Annotated in this window: 13 protein-coding genes and 6 pseudogenes; 4 read left to right on the top strand and 15 right to left on the bottom strand. The window is 37.7% G+C overall.

The features are described from left to right. Window positions 1–182: 182 nt before the first annotated feature. A complete protein-coding gene (gene xylB / locus G575_RS0104175; protein WP_027971596.1) occupies window positions 183–1658 on the bottom strand; it encodes a xylulokinase in 1476 nt (491 codons plus the stop codon). Window positions 1659–1735: 77 nt separating this feature from the next. Beyond that, window positions 1736–3043, bottom strand: coding sequence for a xylose isomerase (gene xylA, locus G575_RS0104170; protein ID WP_027971595.1), 1308 nt, complete (start codon window positions 3041–3043; stop codon window positions 1736–1738). A 174-nt stretch (window positions 3044–3217) separates the two neighbouring features. Between xylA and G575_RS0104165 the strand changes: the two genes are divergently transcribed. Further along, window positions 3218–4381, top strand: coding sequence for an ROK family protein (locus tag G575_RS0104165; RefSeq protein WP_027971594.1), 1164 nt, complete (start codon window positions 3218–3220; stop codon window positions 4379–4381). Between the two features lie 48 nt (window positions 4382–4429). Here G575_RS0104165 and trxA read toward each other — a convergent pair. Continuing rightward, window positions 4430–4755 (bottom strand): annotated as a pseudogene (gene trxA, locus G575_RS11125) (thioredoxin). A gap of 99 nt (window positions 4756–4854) precedes the next feature. On the opposite strand from trxA, the pseudogene G575_RS11120 reads away from it, so the two are divergent. Together G575_RS11120 and G575_RS12645 are read left to right on the top strand one after the other, a co-directional pair. Further along, a pseudogene (locus tag G575_RS11120) lies at window positions 4855–5547 on the top strand (IS30 family transposase); the annotation flags it as partial. A gap of 88 nt (window positions 5548–5635) precedes the next feature. Continuing rightward, window positions 5636–5913: pseudogene (locus G575_RS12645) on the top strand (IS30 family transposase); the annotation flags it as partial. A gap of 277 nt (window positions 5914–6190) precedes the next feature. Here G575_RS12645 and G575_RS11885 read toward each other — a convergent pair. After that, a pseudogene (locus G575_RS11885) lies at window positions 6191–6892 on the bottom strand (IS5 family transposase); the annotation flags it as partial. Between G575_RS11885 and G575_RS12145 the strand changes: the two are divergent. Next, window positions 6871–7026 (top strand): annotated as a pseudogene (locus tag G575_RS12145) (site-specific integrase); the annotation flags it as partial. The pseudogenes G575_RS11885 and G575_RS12145 overlap by 22 nt on opposite strands. A gap of 388 nt (window positions 7027–7414) precedes the next feature. On the opposite strand, the pseudogene G575_RS11110 reads toward G575_RS12145, so the two are convergent. The 11 genes and pseudogenes from G575_RS11110 to G575_RS0104080 all read right to left on the bottom strand — a co-directional run. Then, window positions 7415–8034, bottom strand: a pseudogene (locus G575_RS11110) (AbiU2 domain-containing protein). 333 nt (window positions 8035–8367) lie between these two features. Then, the gene (locus G575_RS0104125; RefSeq protein ID WP_027971590.1) at window positions 8368–9261 is read right to left on the bottom strand and encodes an aldose 1-epimerase family protein; all 894 of its coding nucleotides are present in this window, start codon (window positions 9259–9261) and stop codon (window positions 8368–8370) included. Between the two features lie 64 nt (window positions 9262–9325). Then, the gene (gene lacG / locus G575_RS0104120) at window positions 9326–10732 is read right to left on the bottom strand and encodes a 6-phospho-beta-galactosidase (RefSeq protein ID WP_027971589.1); all 1407 of its coding nucleotides are present in this window, start codon (window positions 10730–10732) and stop codon (window positions 9326–9328) included. Between the two features lie 70 nt (window positions 10733–10802). Next, window positions 10803–12482, bottom strand: a complete 1680-nt coding sequence (locus G575_RS0104115) for a lactose-specific PTS transporter subunit EIIC (protein WP_027971588.1) — start codon at window positions 12480–12482, stop codon at window positions 10803–10805. Continuing rightward, window positions 12482–12799 carry a PTS lactose/cellobiose transporter subunit IIA gene (locus tag G575_RS0104110; protein ID WP_003048451.1) on the bottom strand — a complete coding sequence of 106 codons (318 nt, stop codon included), beginning with the start codon at window positions 12797–12799 and terminating at the stop codon, window positions 12482–12484. Before G575_RS0104110 ends, G575_RS0104115 begins: the two co-directional genes overlap by 1 nt. Before the next feature lie 31 nt (window positions 12800–12830). After that, on the bottom strand, window positions 12831–13664 hold the full coding sequence (locus G575_RS0104105; RefSeq protein WP_027971587.1) for a PRD domain-containing protein: 834 nt from the start codon (window positions 13662–13664) through the stop codon (window positions 12831–12833). A gap of 188 nt (window positions 13665–13852) precedes the next feature. Next, complete coding sequence (gene lacD, locus G575_RS0104100) at window positions 13853–14830, bottom strand: tagatose-bisphosphate aldolase (protein ID WP_027971586.1); 978 nt, start codon at window positions 14828–14830, stop codon at window positions 13853–13855. Window position 14831: 1 nt separating this feature from the next. After that, complete coding sequence (locus tag G575_RS0104095) at window positions 14832–15764, bottom strand: tagatose-6-phosphate kinase (protein ID WP_027971585.1); 933 nt, start codon at window positions 15762–15764, stop codon at window positions 14832–14834. Window positions 15765–15773: 9 nt separating this feature from the next. After that, complete coding sequence (lacB, locus tag G575_RS0104090) at window positions 15774–16289, bottom strand: galactose-6-phosphate isomerase subunit LacB (RefSeq protein WP_002941130.1); 516 nt, start codon at window positions 16287–16289, stop codon at window positions 15774–15776. Window positions 16290–16315: 26 nt separating this feature from the next. Then, on the bottom strand, window positions 16316–16738 hold the full coding sequence (gene lacA / locus G575_RS0104085; protein ID WP_002941127.1) for a galactose-6-phosphate isomerase subunit LacA: 423 nt from the start codon (window positions 16736–16738) through the stop codon (window positions 16316–16318). 205 nt (window positions 16739–16943) lie between these two features. Further along, the coding region (locus G575_RS0104080; protein ID WP_027971584.1) for a DeoR/GlpR family DNA-binding transcription regulator at window positions 16944–17546 on the bottom strand (603 nt) is incomplete at its 5' end.

Here is a 17546-nt window from a genome sequence, read left to right as displayed (position 1 = left end):
TTTTGCTATCTGATAAATATAAAAATATTTTAAGTGTTTTTATTTTTTTGATAACTATGCCTTGTCCCTACTCACTACTTCCCTCCTTTCTCCATATTTAATTTCTACACTATAGCTACTTATAGTCTATTTTTCCTCATGTTTTCTTTTACTGTCTCTATTACTTCCTCCTTCTAAATACTCTATTTTATCTTTTTGACATTTGGATAAATGCGTTTGTAATCTTCATAAACGTCAGCATAAACAGCGACATTTTCCGGAATTGGTTTGACTGCTTCTGTGTACTCGACAAAGGTTTCTGCACAGCTTTCAATGTCTTTAAACCATCCACATCCAAGAGCTGCAAGCATGGCTGCACCGAGTCCCGGACCTTGTTCAGCTGTCAAGGCGACAATTTCAGCATTGAAAATATCTGCCTGCATTTGAAGCCAATCTTTGTTTTTAGCGCCTCCACCAACAGAAACGATTCGTGTAAATGTTTTTCCTGCTACCTCAGACATAAGACGTTGAGAATCTTTCAATGAGAAGGTAATGCCTTCAAGAACACTGCGAGAAAAATGCGCTAAGGTATGACTGGTATCAATTCCAATAAAGCTGCCACGAATGCTGCTGTCAACATGAGGAGTACGTTCCCCAACAATATATGGTGTAAACAACAAGCCATCACTACCTGCTGGGATTTGGCTAATTGGTGCCAGTAAGTCTGAGAAGCTCTGCCCTTTTGCAAAGGTATCGCGGAACCAGTTAAGACTATGACCAGCCGCCAAAGTTACCCCCATAGAGTAGTAACTATCACTGAGAGCATGATTAAAGAAATGCAATTTTCCTTCATAATCAGGCGTCTCTTTCCCTTCATAAGAAAGGAAAACACCAGAAGTTCCAATACTTGCCATACCGACTTCACTTGAGAGAATTCCAGCACCGACTGCTGCACAAGCATTATCTGCCCCACCAGCAAAAACTTTAACCTCTTTTTGCAAGCCAAAACGTTCTTTCAACTCAGCACGCACAGTACCTACCTGTTCTGAAGCTCCCACTGCTTTTGGCAAATAGCTGAGCGGGATATCAAAGGTATTAGCCACTTCTTCTGACCATTCTGCCTTCTCAACATCTAGAAGAAGAGTACCTGCAGCATCAGATAAATCGGTATGATAATTTCCAGTTAAGTAAAATCCTAAATAATCTTTTGGCAACATGAGCTGACGCACCTTAGACCATACCTCTGGCTCATTTTCTTGAACCCAAAGAATTTTAGGAAGGGTAAAACCTTCTAATGCAAGGTTACGAGTAATTCCAAGAAGTTTATCACCTAGTTTTTCTTCAATCGTACGACATTGAGCCGTTGTACGTGTATCATTCCAAAGAATCGCTGGACGTAAAACCTCACTATTTTCATCTAAAAGCACTAAACTGTGCATTTGACCAGAAAAGCTAATTCCTTCGAGCCCAGTCGTAAAATCAGAGACCGTTTCAACCAATTCTTCAAATACCTTATCACAAGCGACTACCCAATCACTGGGATATTGTTCGCTATAACCAGGTTGTAAATGGATTAAGCCATAATCAGCAGACGCTGAAGCCACAACTTTTCCTGATTGATTAACCAAGAGTCCCTTTAAGGAGCTTGTGCCAAGATCAATTCCTAATACGTAAGACATGTGTTCCTCCTTTTTTCATAAAAAGAGCATATCGCTGACCTTACAACGACATGCTCCTTCAGCATTAATAATTAAGATTAAACAAGATAATCGTTCAATTGAGATTTCACTAATTCAATGTGGCTAGATTCAAGAACAGGATTGTCATGTTCAAGAGCGTATGCAGTTAAGCTTTCAAGATCTTCTTGATCAGCAAGAATACGAGCACCAACACCTTCTTTATAAGAAGCGTAGCGTTTTTCTTTAAGGTCTTCAAAGAAACGATCTTCACGAAGTTTAGCTGCTGCTTTCAAACCACGTGCAAAAGTATCCATACCTGCAATGTGGGCAAAGAGAAGGTCATCCATTTCATGCGAAGAACGACGAACCTTAGCATCAAAATTGATACCACCAGGTGCTAGACCACCATTATCAAGGATTTGAAGCATTGCAAATGTTGTATCATAGATATTTGTTGGGAATTCATCTGTATCCCATCCAAGAAGAACATCACCTTGGTTAGCATCAATTGAACCAAGTGCATCATAATCACGCGCTACGTTAAGCTCATGTTCAAATGTATGACCTGCAAGTGTTGCGTGGTTTGCTTCTAAGTTAAGTTTGAAGTCACCTTCAAGACCATGTTTTTGAATGAAAGCCATAGTTGTTGCAGCATCAAAGTCGTATTGATGTTTTGATGGTTCTTTTGGTTTTGGCTCAATCAGGAATTGTGGTTTGTGACCAATTTTCTCACCATAGGCAACTGCCATTTTGAAAAGACGAGCAATATTGTCTTGTTCAAATTTCATATCTGTGTTAAGAAGAGTTTCATAACCTTCCCGTCCACCCCAGAAGACATAGTTTTCGCCACCAAGTTTTTTAGAAAGGTCAAGACCTTTTTTAACTTGAGCAGCTGCGTAAGCAAAGACTTCTGCGTTATTTGAAGAAGCAGCACCGTTATTGAAACGAGGGTGTGAGAACATGTTTGCAGTGTTCCAAAGCAATTTTTTGCCTGTTTCCTCCATTTTTACTTTGATGTGATCAGTGATTTCATCAAGGTTAGCAAAGAATTCTTCCAAAGAGTCACCAGCTGGTGCGATGTCAATATCATGGAAACAGAAATAATCAACATCTAATTTTTCAAGTATTTCAAAGAAAGCATCAACACGATTATGAGCAGTTTCCATTGGAGTAGCACCAAACCATGTACGCTGGTTCACTGGATAGCCGAATGGATCAGATCCGTCTTGAGTCATTGTATGCCAATAAGCAAGGGCAAAGCGCAAATGCTCACGCATGGTTTTCCCTTCCACTACTTCTTCTGGATTGTAGTGACGAAAAGCGTAGGGATTTGTAGTTTTAGGTCCTTCAAATTGAACTTTTCCTACATTTGGAAAATAAGTCATAAAGTTTCTCCTTTTTATTAAAATTATTTAAATTTAGTTTGTTTGTTCGATGAACTAACTTACAATAGCAGTATAACGCCTCATGTTATTTTTGTCAAGCGCTTTCATTGAAAAATCTTGTTTTTTTTTTAGCTTTGGTATAAACTAATAGTAACATTAAGGAGATCTTTGCTTATGATCGCAGATAAATACCTCATTCGAGAGCAAAATGAAGCTCTCGTTTTAAAAACCATTATCAACCATCAACCACTTTCGCGTGCCAATATTGCTAACCACTCTGGCTTAAATAAAGCCACCGTGTCTTCTATTACATCAGCACTTATCGAGCGACAGCTTATTTTTGAAAGTAGTATTGGAGATGCTGGAACAAGTGGCGGACGTAAACCAATCAATCTTTCATTCAACCCCGAAGCTGGACTAGCCCTATCTGTAGACATTGGAAGTAATTATGTCCATGGCATGCTCTCCTATCTCAATGGGCATTCTATACATCAGGTCAAAGAAAAGGCGCCTATAAGCACAGAAAACGTCATCTCTGCTACATTAAATGTCATCAACAAACTGACAACACTATCCCTGCCAAAGACTACACATGGTATTATTGGCCTTTGCCTAGGTATCCATGGAATCGTTCTTGAGAATGCAATTCAATTCACACCATCCTATGATTTGGATAAGATTAATTTAAAGGAAGAACTCGAGAAGTTTATATCATATCCTATTTATTTAGAAAATGAAGCCAACTTAGCGGCTCTGGGTGAATACACCTTTTCAAAAAATAGTCGAGAAAATATGGTTAGTATCAGTATCCACTCAGGTATTGGTGCAGGTATTATCCAAAAAGGAGAACTCCAGACAGGATCTCATGGTCAAGCTGGTGAAATCGGTCACTCCATTCTTTATCCTAACGGGCATCGTTGCCCATGTGGCAATCGCGGATGCTTAGAAAAATACGCCTCTAATAAAGCTATTTATGAACTTTTTTCAGCAGAAACAGATATTCAAAACGTTGATTCTGACTTAATCACTCATGAACTCAAACATGACAATTCTATCGTAAGAAATATCGTTCACAAAAAAATCTGGGAACTATCTATTGGTGTCAATGATTTAGCAATGCTTTACGACCCTGATTTAATCATTATCAACAGTTCCATCTTCCAAAAAAATCCTGAACTGATTGCTGTCCTAAAGGCTGAAGTTCCGAGTGCTTTTGCTCAGCACCTTAGCATCGAAAACAGTGAATTAGGTGAAATGGCTACACTCTACGGTGGTGCTGCCAAGGTCATTTTAACCTTCTTGGGAATCGAAAATGCTAGATTAGTCAATTTAGATTAAGCAAAAAAACCTTAGAATTCACAGTTTCTAAGGTTTTTCTTATAAACATTAAGCGCTCAATTCTGCCACGATAGCAAGAAGTTGTTGTTTATTGTGAACACCTGCCACTTGTTTGACCACTTGTCCATCTTTTTTAAAGAGGAGGGTTGGGATTGACATGATGCCGAATTTTTGAGCTGTTGCTGGATTTTCATCCACATCAATTTTTACGATTTTTAGCTCATCTTCACTCAATTCATTTGATAATTGCTCCAAGATTGGTGCTTGCATCAAACATGGACCACACCACCACACCATGTTGCCCAAAAGTCCACCAAAACAAGACCTTCACTTGTTTCTGACTCAAACGTTGCATCTGTAATATTTTTTGCCATTTTATTTGTTCCCCGCGTTGTAAAGTGAAGTGCAACAAAAAAAGACATGTTCGTCTGATATACTAGAATTCCCCAACTCAGTATAGAAAGCAGATGAACATGTCCAACACTCATTCTACCAGAAAATCGTCCTATTCTCATCTCTCAGCCACAGAACGTGGTGAAATTGTTGCTTATCTTAAAACGGGAAAGAAACCAATTGAAATCGCTCGGCTTCTGGGTCGTCACCGGTCCACAATCTGTCGAGAAATCAAACGTGGTTCAGTAGATCAGGTACAGGATAAGAATGGGAAACGAACTTATTTCAACGCCTATTTCGCTGATGGTGGACAAGGTGTCTATGAAACCAATCGCCAAAAGTGTTCTTATCTCAAGTTGAATGATTGCTCCGCTAGGTTCATTAAACAATTAGGAGATGCCTTGAAAGCTAAAATCCGTAACGATTTATCGTTATATCAAAGAAGGGCTGTTAGCTATTAAACCAATCGATCTGCCTCAGATGGTTAGTATCAGAAAACGTTCTAAGAAAGTCACGAAGACGAATCGGAAGACTTTAGGTAAGTCTATCGAAGAACGTCCAGAGTGTATCAATGACCGTTCTGAATTTGGGTATTGGGAGATTGATTTAGTTCTTGGCAAGAAAACCAAAGCTGAAGCAGTTGTTTTGACCTTGGTAGAACGCCAGACACGCTATGCACTGGCATTAAGCTAGAAGACAAACAGTCCCACACCATTAATAATGCAGTAAGGCATCTCACCAGTCTGTATCCTATTGCATCCATCACAGCAGATTGAATAGGTTACACTAAACTAGACAGAAAAAGTCATCTATGTTAGGCTCAGATAAATTACCACATTTGTCTGAAAGGAACTAACATAAATGACCTATACCCATGAACCACAAATGAACTCGCAATGATAGAGGCTTACTACAAAGACGGACTATTATGAACACTACAAAGCCAATAAGAAACGCTACGGTCGAAGGAAAATAAGTCTGTCGCAAGCAGAAAAGACTTTATTCAAACTCATTTAGATCAAAGCTGGAGCCTTGATGTCATTAAAGGAACTTATCCAGATAGGATTTATTGTTCTATGAGAACTCTCTATCGACTGGCTGACCGTGGTATTTTCAAGAAGGAAGTCCTCCATTGGAAATGAAAACGAAAACCAAATGGTCATAGCGAAAAAAGAGGAAAACAAGCCCATCAAATACATCCGAACCAGCTTTCATCCATCCTTTTGTCAATAAAGCACAAACTTATATTACAGAAAATCTACACCAGCCTATCACATTAGAAGAAGTCGCTCAAGCTATCCCCTGTTCTTCTTATTTAACACAATTATTCCAAAAAGAACTTAACACCAGTATACAAACTTGCATCTTCCGAGAAAAAATGACTTATGCTGAACAGTTATTAGACTTGTTCGGTAACTACATCATCTCATGGTTGATGATACCACAAATCAACTCAGCTCTTAATTCAAACCGTTTTCTACGATAAGGCTGTACCATGATTTGAAAGGTTTTAAATTTGGCATTAAAGTGTTCAACTTCAATACGGATTTTAGCTATCTCTTGATTCAACCGTCTATCCTCTTGGGTTAAGGGAGGATGTTTAGAACGCTTAGCAGGAATAAAGGTATTTTCGTGAAATTTCAAGATGCCTAAATACCCTAAATCTACGAAAACAAGGGTACTTTGGGGCAAACTATAGCCAATACTCTCTTTAAAAAGGGTAAAATCATGCGTATGGCCATCTGAAAAAGCCAATTGACAAGCATGATGGCTAGTCAAATCAAGCATGATTTGAGTTTTTATGGTATGTCTTTTCTTTTTACCAGAATAATACTTGCTTTGGTTTTTAGGGCGTTGAATAGGACTTTCAGTGACATCAATGGCAACAGTAGCGCTAGGTGCTTCCAAGTGGTCTAAATCAAAGAGACCTGAAGAACGAAGGGTGTCCTCTACCCATGTAATGGTCTCATTGACAGTTGCCATGCCTACATCAAAATCAAATGCCAACAAGCATTGAGTGGGATAATAGCGTAAGTAGCGCAAGGTCATGATGAGCCGCTCTTCCAGACTTAGACGGCGTGGACGTCCTCCTTTTCGGTGTTGCTCTTGATAAGCAAGCAGGAACATCGCTAGAAGCCATTTCAGAGGCTCTCACGCATAGCGACACCCTCACAACCAAGACCTATGTCAACACTTCAAATGTTGTTCCAATGGCAGTTAGAGAAATCGCCTACCGTAATCTTAAAAAGTAATGGTGTGAATTTGGTGTGAATTTTGCTAAAAAATCATCAAAAAACACTCCATGGTGTGAACCATGAAGTGTTGTAAATGCTGTAATGTAGCTGGTTCTTAACGTTTTGAGAATTTCGCTATTGAAAACGAAGAATTCTCACCCCTTACAAATCCCGTTATATCAACATTTACGAAAATGAAACTTCCATGAAAATGGACTAAAATCCTCTGATTTGGATAAAATCGACACCAATTAATACCATAAAATAGACTAGTCATCAGTAGGTCAAACTAATTTGACCTACTTTATCTTATAGATGGATAATTTATTAATCAAATTCAAAATGATAGGTCAAGTATTTTATAAATTTATCGATATAAGAAGACAAAAAAACTAATCAATACGAGTTATTCTTCAAGAAAAAATCTTTTCAAAATTATTTCTCTTTTAGGAAGTTCGACTTGTTGCTGATTATCTCCATATAAAGCATTATATAACTCGATACAAGCCGTATATATGGACTTAATTTCTATCGCCTCAAAATAATAGTATAGAATACCAATGCCTAATCTTTCTGTTGAAAAGACCATCTCTTTATCTAAGTGAGCCAAGAGTTTGTCGCGAAGCAATTTGATTTCATCAATATTTTTTGTTCTTTATCAATACCCTCTTGAATGGTACTCAAAATTGATAAAAGAGATCTATCTTTGGTACTATGTCTCAACTTAGATAGAATCTTAAAAATACCATTTTTTTCTCTGATATCAAAAATTTTAGTTATACCGAAGACAACTCTATAAAATAAAGATTCATATGTTACATTTCGTACTATATCATATCTAATAGATGATTGCACTACTCTATCATGCCACTCATCGTTTACAATTTTTACTATTTCAAGTGCAGCAATTATTGATCCAAGTTCAAGTATCATAGTATGAAAATGAATCATTATTTTAGAGTCATCATCTGGTAATTCATCAGCGAAATTCTTTCCTACAAAATCTTTGAAATCACAATCATTCATAAGCTAACACCTATTTAATAAATCTTCTTACTTTTACTCAAATTGATAATTCATTCTGCTCAAAAATATTTTCGAGATTACAAGCATATGTAATGTCCTCTCTCACTAAGTATATCATACCCCATAGGAATACATCTACTACGATTTTTGTATCGCTTTATCATCTTGTAATTAATTCATTGATAAAGATTTCTCAAAATACAGCTGAACCCCTTCAACACTTAATTTAATTTTTCATAATATTAAATTAAGCAATAAACCCCACTGACTTATTCAGCCAGTGGGGTTTTTGAGTGTTTTCCGTAGAATATTTAAATTACTTAACTATGGTATTTACTCAATAATAATATCAAAATGTTTTGTATCAACTTCTTTTGGAGCAACGTAACTAATATTTCGTTTGGCATTGAATATGTCAGATTCTTCCAGTGATGTAGAGAGTCCGCTCCATGGCTCTAAAGCGATAAAGGGACTCTGATTTGTAGTTGACCAAATCACTAAATATGGAAAATCATCAAATGCAATCGAAAGTTTTTTCTGATGGTTTTTGGATTTCAAAGTTACCTTTCGTGATACTAATTGATCCAATGTTATGGCATCGTGCTCAAACAGTTTATAGGACAAGTCCAAGGTCTTTTGATTTTCCAAGAATGGCCGGCGGTCTCGCAGATCAAGTAAGCCAGTTTCTGGAAAACTTCTAGGTACTGTACAAGATTCTACTTTTTCAAATTCTAAATAATAGTCTTCATAACTCTCACCGTCCAACAAGGGACAATTAAAACCTGGGTGACCCCCAATAAAGTAAGGTAGCTTTCTATGTCCCTCAAGGTTTTTCACCCGATATTCAGTTCGAATTGTATTGCCAAGTAGTGAGTAGTTAATGGACAGTTCAAATTCAAAAGGGTAATTTTTGACAGTTTCCTCATTTGATGAAATGGAAAATTCCAAAGAGTTTTCAGTACTATTTACATTTTTGAACATCATTTTTCTCACAAGTCCATGCCTTGGAATTGTGCCTGTAAATGTCGGCCTTTCTGCAGGTTCATAGATAGCCCAATCATTTCGTAAACTTCCACAAATCGGAAATAAAACTGGTGCTTGACCGCTCCAATAGGTCGGATCGCCTTGCCAAAGATATTCGATACCATCCTTGTCTTTAATAGAAATAATTTGCCCACCTAATTCAGAAAATTGTACTGTTAAGTTCTCATTTTTTAATTCGAGCATAAAAGTTGCCTCCCTTATATGAAAACAAGGATGCTAACTTGAGCTAGGCATCCTTGTATTATTTTTATTCAATAACCTGTGTTTCTGCTACTTTTTTATACCAATAAGCACTTTTCTTTGGATAGCGTTCTTGGGTCTCAAAGTCAACATAGAACAATCCATATCGTTTCTCGTATCCATTTGACCAAGAAAATACATCCATCAAGGACCAGATGAAATACCCTTTAACATTGGCACCATCTGAGATAGCATCTGAAATCACTTCTAAATGCTTTTTCACATAATCAATTCGACCATCGTCATAGACTGTACCATCTACAAATTCATCTTTATAACCTAGACCATTTTCAGTGATGTAGATTTTCTTATAGTTTGGATAGTCATTTTTCACACGCATAATTTGGTCATAAAGACCTTGCGGATAGATAATCCAATCCCAGTCCGTTTTTGGAATATCAACTGGAGACTCTCTACGACCAACTCCTTTGATTTGATACTTAGAACTTCCCTTTTCACCTTTGCCATTATGGATAATTTCAGTTTCTCCATCATGAGCTTTCATCCAATCACTCATATAGTAATTGATGCCCAAGAAGTCGTTCAAATCTTTTGCAGCATCTAAGGCAGCGAAGTCTTCATCACGAAGGTCTAATTCCCCACCATTTACTTTCAGAATATGGCGAACACCTTCAAGTGTTTTTTCAGAATAGTAACCCAAGTATGTTGCATCTAGGATAAATTTATTGTGAATAATATCTTCAAGTTCCGCTGCACGGACATCGTCTGGATTGGTTGGATCATAAGGATATTTCGTTGGCAATGCATGTACAACACCAATTTCTCCACTATAACCAGCATCCTTGTAGAGCTTAACTGCCTTGGCATGTGAAACCATCATATTGTGATGAGATTGGAATACTTTAGCTAAATCATACTGAATACCTGGTGGGAACTTCCCAACAAGATACTGACCGTCACCAATTGGGCCGATTTCATTAAAGGTTGTCCAGTAATTAACTTCAGGGAATTCTTTGAAACAAAACGCTGCGTAATTGACAAAGTGTTCAATGTTATCTCGATTTAGAAAGTCACCATTAGAATGTAGCGTTTCTGGTGTATCAAAATGGTGAAGCGTTACAAATGGTTCTACGTGACGTTTATGGCATTCCGCAAATAATTTATGGTAGTACTCTACTCCCTTTGGATTCACTTCTCCAAAGCCTGTTGGGAAAATACGAGACCATGCAATTGAAATACGAATGCCGTTTACCCCAAATTGTTCACTTAGTTCTAAATCAACTGGATAACGATTATAAAAATCAGAAGCTGGTTCCGCAGTGTACCAGTAATTATCTTCTAGATACTTATCCCATGCAACACGACCTTTTCCATCCGTCTGTGTAGCACCCTCGGCTTGATATGCAGCAGTTGCTCCACCAAATACAAAATCTTTCGGTAATGTTTTAACCATATGCCTACCTTCTTCTATCAAAAATAAATATAGGGGTAGGAGTTGGAGATTTCACTCCCACCCCCTTTGATTAAAACTGTTGTTTGACAAAGTCAAGAGCACCTTGACCATCACGAGTGAGTTTAATGTATTGAGCCCCTTCAGTTTTGGCAAGTTTAATACCCAATGCATCGGTTTCTTGTTTCATATCATCGTAGTTTGATGCTACTTGAGGTGCAAGGATGACTAATTGATACTCTGGCAAAATCTCACGGTGCGCCCCATAACTTCCTGCTGTAGCTGTAACTGGAACACCATATTCTTTTGCAGCTTTAGTTAGAGCGTTGGCAAGCAATCCGCTTGTACCACCCCCTGCACAAAGTACCAGCACGTTGGTTTGTTCAGAAATTTCGGTATCGACTGCAACTTTTTCAAGAATAGCATCCGCTTTGGCAGTATTAAAGTTAGCCGCCACTTTCTCTTTCAAGCTACTTTCAACTTTCCCTGATTGTTCTTCAGCGAGAATTTGCTCATCGTAAACTTTCAAGAATGGATAATAGATAAGTACATCGACAAATACCAACAAGATAGCTAGTGCAAAGGCAAGTGGAGCAAAGTTTGTCCCCATTACAATCCCCAATGGTCCTGGAGTTGTCCATGGCAAGTTAACGCTGAAACTGTTCATTTTTAGCGTATCAACAAAGAATTTGAAAATCCATACGTTAGCAATTGGAGCTAAGATGAATGGAACAAAGAATACTGGGTTGAGTACAAGTGGTGCACCGAACAAGATCGGTTCGTTTACACCAAAGAAAGTTGGAACAACTGAAGCACGTCCAATTGCTTTATTTCGTTTAGACTTAGTCAACCACATAAACATGAATGGCACAACCAAGGTAGCACCTGTACCACCCATTGTCACGATAAACATTTGAGTACCTGAAGTCAGGATTTTATCCGCATGTTGACCCACTTGTAGAAGCTGGAAGTTGGTTTCAATATTGGCATAAGTAATGGCTGCAATTGCTGGTTCCACAATAGATGGACCATGAATCCCTACAAACCAGAACAAAGCATAGGCACCAAAGATAATTGTAATACCAACATAACCATCTGCGGCTGTAAATAGAGGCTCAAATAATTTCAGAATCGCCTCAGCAACGTTTGTTCCAAGGAATTGACGTGTCACAAGATCAATTCCATACAAGACAAAGATAGACAATGCATATGGAATCACATCTTTAAACGCCTGTGATACGTTCGGTGGAACTTCGTCTGGCATACGAATGGTGACATTGTTTTTCACACAGGTCTTATAGATATTCACCGTAATGAAGGCAGCTAGAAAGGCTGTCAAAAGTCCCTTAGTTCCCATGTAACCATTGGCAAATCCACCTTCAATACCATCAGAGGCTAGTAATAAGAAACCTGAAATTGAGGCAATCATGGTTGAAATGAAGTTAATCTGATTGGTTTTTGGCAATTGACGGTTAAAAGCATCTGTCAAAGATTTTGCGGTCGTTCCTGCAACTAGGACAGCTACAATCCCCATTGTGTAACCGTAAGGTTTCATGATAGCCGCAACTGCTTCATCAGACCAAGTAAATCCAAAAATATTAGGCACGAAAGCTACCAATAGGAAGATACTTGAGAATAAGATAACTGGCATAGCTGCGATAAAACCATCACGGATAGCCCTTAAATAAGGGTTTCTCGAAATCTTTTCAAAGAAAGGCTTCCCTTTCTCAATAAATTCAATCAATTTATTCATTACTTATCACCTCGTTTGTAAAGTTCAATCATATGACTCATCATATCTTTCAATAACAATGTCGTCATGAGATGGTCTTGACCATGCATGAGCGTCACACTAAAGGCTAAATCCTCACCAGCCGCTTCTTTCTGCAACAAACTTGTCTGAGCATGGTGGGCTTCAACAATACAAGCATTGGCAGCTTCAACTAGTTCTTCTGCTTTTGCGTAATCACCTTTTTGAGCAGCAGCCAGTGCCTCCATCAACCGAGAACGTGCATCACCAGCAAATGCAACAATCTCAAAACCTAATAACGTAATTTCTTCTCTGTTCATAATATGAACCTCCTTTTAAAATTGAATTGATTTACAATAACCGTTGAATATGTAGTACAATATAGAACCTTTCACTATCATTTACTGGCTCATCAACCAATGATGTAATCATCTCAAAAATCTGACTTCCAACCTGATGGGCTCTTGGATTCTGGAGCTTGATGTACTGTTCCAAACTAGCAATCGATTCATTTGACTGATGGGATCTATCTAAGTAATTCAGAAAATAGGACAAATGAATCATAAAGCGATCATAAAAATTGCTATTTTCTTTTGTGCGTTTAATCCCATTCTCTATCAAAATTTGTTCAACCTCAGCAATAATTTTCTTACTGATGTCATGTTCTTCACTAGTGGGATGAATTGTTTCACCTTTTGCATTGATTAAGTGAAGTGCAATCCTACCAATCTCATCATTCGGAAAATCTTTTAGCAACTTTTCACGAAACATAGCTAAGGCTTCACGCGCCATTTTATATTCTAATGGATATTCGGCTGAAATATTGGGTAACTTACTTTCTTGATAAGTATTCTTTAAAACCGCCTGATATGCACAATAGATATGATCTGTCAGTGTCACATATAGATATTCTTGTACAGGGTAATGATAAGTTTCTACCAGATGATTAATAACCGTGTAGGTTGCCGAAATAAAATCTAAGGGAATATCTTTTAATAAGGTTAGAAAATTTTCTTTGGCTTCATCATTTTTCAGTGAAAAAATATTTTCTATCTTATCCTTAACAATTAAATCTCCCTTTTTCTTTTGAAAGGTTATACCTAAGCCCATCACGACTGCCTGTTCCCCATGTTCATTTTTTACCAGAGCAGCGTTATTATTTAGTGACTGTATAATCCTAAACATATATTCCTCCTATATTTTTAAGCAAAAAAAGACTACAAACAAACCGAGAATATCCTACTCTCAAATCCATTTGTAGTCTTGCCTAATCGAATTAGTTACAATCCACTCTATTCTTACTGATGAGATTATTATAGCATATTCTCAAAAAATGTAAACCCTTTCTTTTAAGAAAATGGTTATTTTTTATATTATTTTTCTAGCCAAGAAGTAGCAGTTTGAGACAAAATCGCATCCAGTCCTTCAATATTTTCACGACCAACAGTTCGTAACCATTCACGTGCTGCTTCTTCACCTTGTTCGATGTAAACTGGCACAACACCTGCCCATGTTGCACGACCACAGAGAACACCGTTAAATTTAGCACCTGCTTCATGTGCAAACACTAGAGTATCTTGGAAGAGTTTTGCAGAAACACCTGCACTTAGATAAATATAAGGTAAGTCAGTTGATGCTTCTTGTTGACGGAAATATTCGGCTGCTTCTTCTTTTGTATAAACGACTTCCCCTGTTCCAAAGCCTTCTACAAAATTCATATTCACAGGTACTTCTACCTTGAGAACATCCACTCCAAAGCGTTCATCCGAAAAGACTTTCATGGCTTCATTTACTTTTCGAGGTTTGACTTTTGCAAATTCCACACTGGCATTGTCTTCAATCGTTTCATCATAGCTCAAAATTTCCAAGAAGAATGGTAAACCTTCAGCCTGACATTCTGAACCCAAGCGTTCAATATAGGCATGTTTTTGAAGGTTGACATATTGGTCTCCATCGACATCATAATAGAGTAAGAACTTGATAGCATCTGCCCCTTCTTCTTTTAGTCGTTTTACAGACCACTCCACTAGACAATCTGGTAAGCGACTAGTAGAGCTGGTATCATAGCCAGTTTTTTCATAAGCCAAAAGCAAACTGCACTGTTCGTCACGGGCACGTGATGCTGGCAAACCAAATTCAGGATCTAACAGAATTGAGGAAGAAAACTGTGTTAATTCCTCTGAAACTAGTTTCTTTAGTTCTACCATCTGCTCCACAGTAGGTTCTTCTGTCTGATGTTTTGCCATCATTTTTTTCAGGGCTCCACGTTGGTCAAAAGCTAAAGCTGAAATAATACCTGCTTCATCGCTTACTTTTTCCATGTATTTTCTTTTGTCTGCTGTTACTACCATATTATACCTCTTCGACTTCGATTTGAGAATACAACGATTCTGCATTTTCTAAATTGACGTAACCTGTCTGTTCTTCCTGGGCATTTAACATGCCTAAAACATTAGCATTTTTTAATAATTCTGCTTCAGGTAAAGCATGTACCAAACCTGCTGCAATACCTGCAACAGTTGAATCTCCTGATCCTACTGGATTGACGACTTTGATTTTTGGAATTCTGACACGATAGAACTTGTCATTGTGCTTGGCAAAAGCCCCCTGTGCCCCTAATGAGACAACTATCCAATCAATTCCTTGGAAAAGTTGACCGGACAAAACTGATTTCAACTCTTGAATATCATCAGTAACTTCTTTACCAATCAGTTGTGATAACTCTTCTGTATTCGGCTTAATAATTGTCGGCTTCTGCTGGCTTTCTAAAACGTTTTTCAGCGCTTCACCAGAACAATCCAAAACAACAGCTACACCGCGTTTTTTACAAAGTTCTACAATCTCAACATAATAATTGCTAGCAAGTCCCTTAGGCAAACTTCCTGAAATAACAACAACATCTACATTGTTCAGAATGATTTCAAGGTGTTCAATAAAATTCAAGGCTTCATGTTCTTGAATAGTTGGTCCTTGTTCTAAAATCTCCGTCTGTTTGCCATCATGAAGGACCGCAATGCAATTACGTGTTTCATTTCCAATTTCCACAAAGGAATTTTTAATATCATTTCGAGTGAGTTGTTTCTTGACATAGCTTCCAATCTCACCGCCAATAAAGCCTGTTGCTACAACATCTTCACCGATTTGTTTCAAAACTCGTGTAACATTGAGCCCCTTACCACCAGCTGTTTTTTGAACTTTTTCTACTCGATTGACCGTATCCAAATGAAAGGTATCCAATTGATAGGCAATATCAACCGACGGATTTAAAGTGATTGTCAAAATCATGTGAGCCTCCTAGTCGTGGTATTCTCCACGATCCCACTTTTCAAGAAATTCCGTAAAGAACTCTGGATTAGCCTGCTCTTGATTGAGCGTTTCAACTGCAGCAATCTTTTCAATCAAACGTTTGTTTGCTTCAGTTGGTTTATATTCTGCTTTAATGAAGGCTTCAATGATGTCGCACATGAGCAACTCACCTGTAATCTTTCCTCCAAAACCAATGACGTTGGCATTTAACTCTTCTTTTGCATAGAGTGCAGAGGTCATATCACGAACCAAGGCTGATCGAACGCCAGGTACCTTGTTTACAGCATTGTTGATTCCAACACCTGTTCCACAAATACAAATTCCCAAATCTGCTTGTCCGCTTGCAACAGCTTCACCAACTTTTTTACCAAAGATTGGGTAATGAGTACGAACATTGTCATAAGTCCCAAAGTCCAATACTTCATATCCTTGATTTTTCAAATAATCTACCACAGCGATTTTTTCATAGGTTACAATGTGGTCACAACCGATTGCAATTTTCATCTCTTATTCTCCTTTGTTTACAACAATTAGCACATTTTATTTAGCATATCGACACGAATTTGGTGACGGCCACCATCATACTCACCTTCAACAAATCCTTTAACGATATTTTTAGCAATTCCCTCTCCTACAATCTCACTACCGATTGTAATAATACGCGAATTGTTGTGTCCTCTTGTCATATAGGCAGAACGTTCGTCTGAAACTTCTGCAGCGATCATGCCTTTGACTTTAGTTGCGGTCATAAATGGACCAACACCATAAGCATCAATCACAATGCCAAGATTTCCTTCCTCTTGATTAACTTCTGCAACTACTGCCAAAGTTGTATCAACAAAATCACTTCCATCACTGACATCTTTAAAGTCATATGATTTTTCTAGCAAATAATCTTTAATAACGTCTTTTAGTTTTGAGCCCGCTGGATCAGCACCGATAATGATTGTCATAACCTATCTCCTAACAAAAATAGAAAGTTGTAGCCATATTTGGCAGAAAATCTTTGTTTTGCAAAACTTAGAAAAGCGTTTTTGCTTTTTTATGTTTAAATTATACAACCAAACAAACACAAAGTCAACATATTTTGTTTTATTTTTGTTTGTTTTTTTCGTATGCAAACAAAAAACCAACATTCCGCTGTTGGTTTTGATAACTTTATGATTTTGTAGTGATAATTTCGATGTGCTTACTTAATAATTGGTAATTTTCATCCTTTGCATTCATATCGGTCACTAGAGCAGTTACATCATTCAAATCACAAAAGGAAGTAAAATCATCTTTTCCAATTTTCGAGGCATCTAGCAGTAGATATTTTTCTAAAGAATGTTTAATGGCAATATTTTGCGTATAGGCTTCAGCTAGGGTAGAGGTCATGACATCAGTTCCCTTAAGTCCGTTACCTGAAAAGAAAATCTTGCTGAATCGCATTTTTTCTAAACTTGTATTGGTAATTTCTCCTACAAAAGATTCTGTCACTTGGCGATATTCTCCCCCCAGAAGAAAGACTTGAAACTCCTCGGTCTTTTTTTGAGATAGGATGGTAAAAACAGGCATACAGTTTGTGATAACTGTTAGGCGAGGATTTTTAATGGCCTCAGCCAGAAAGGCCACTGTTGTTCCTGGACCTAAAAATACCGTGTCTCCATCTTCTATCAGTTGGGCAGCCCTTTCTGCTATCTCTTGCTTGGCTTCCTTATTCTGAATGTGTTTCTCAGAATGGGAATATTCCCGATATTGAAAAGCCTTATTACTTCTAGC

Origin of the sequence: Streptococcus plurextorum DSM 22810, assembly GCF_000423745.1 — a bacterium.
GTDB lineage: Bacteria > Bacillota > Bacilli > Lactobacillales > Streptococcaceae > Streptococcus > Streptococcus plurextorum.
This window is presented reverse-complemented; position numbering and strand designations above follow the sequence as displayed.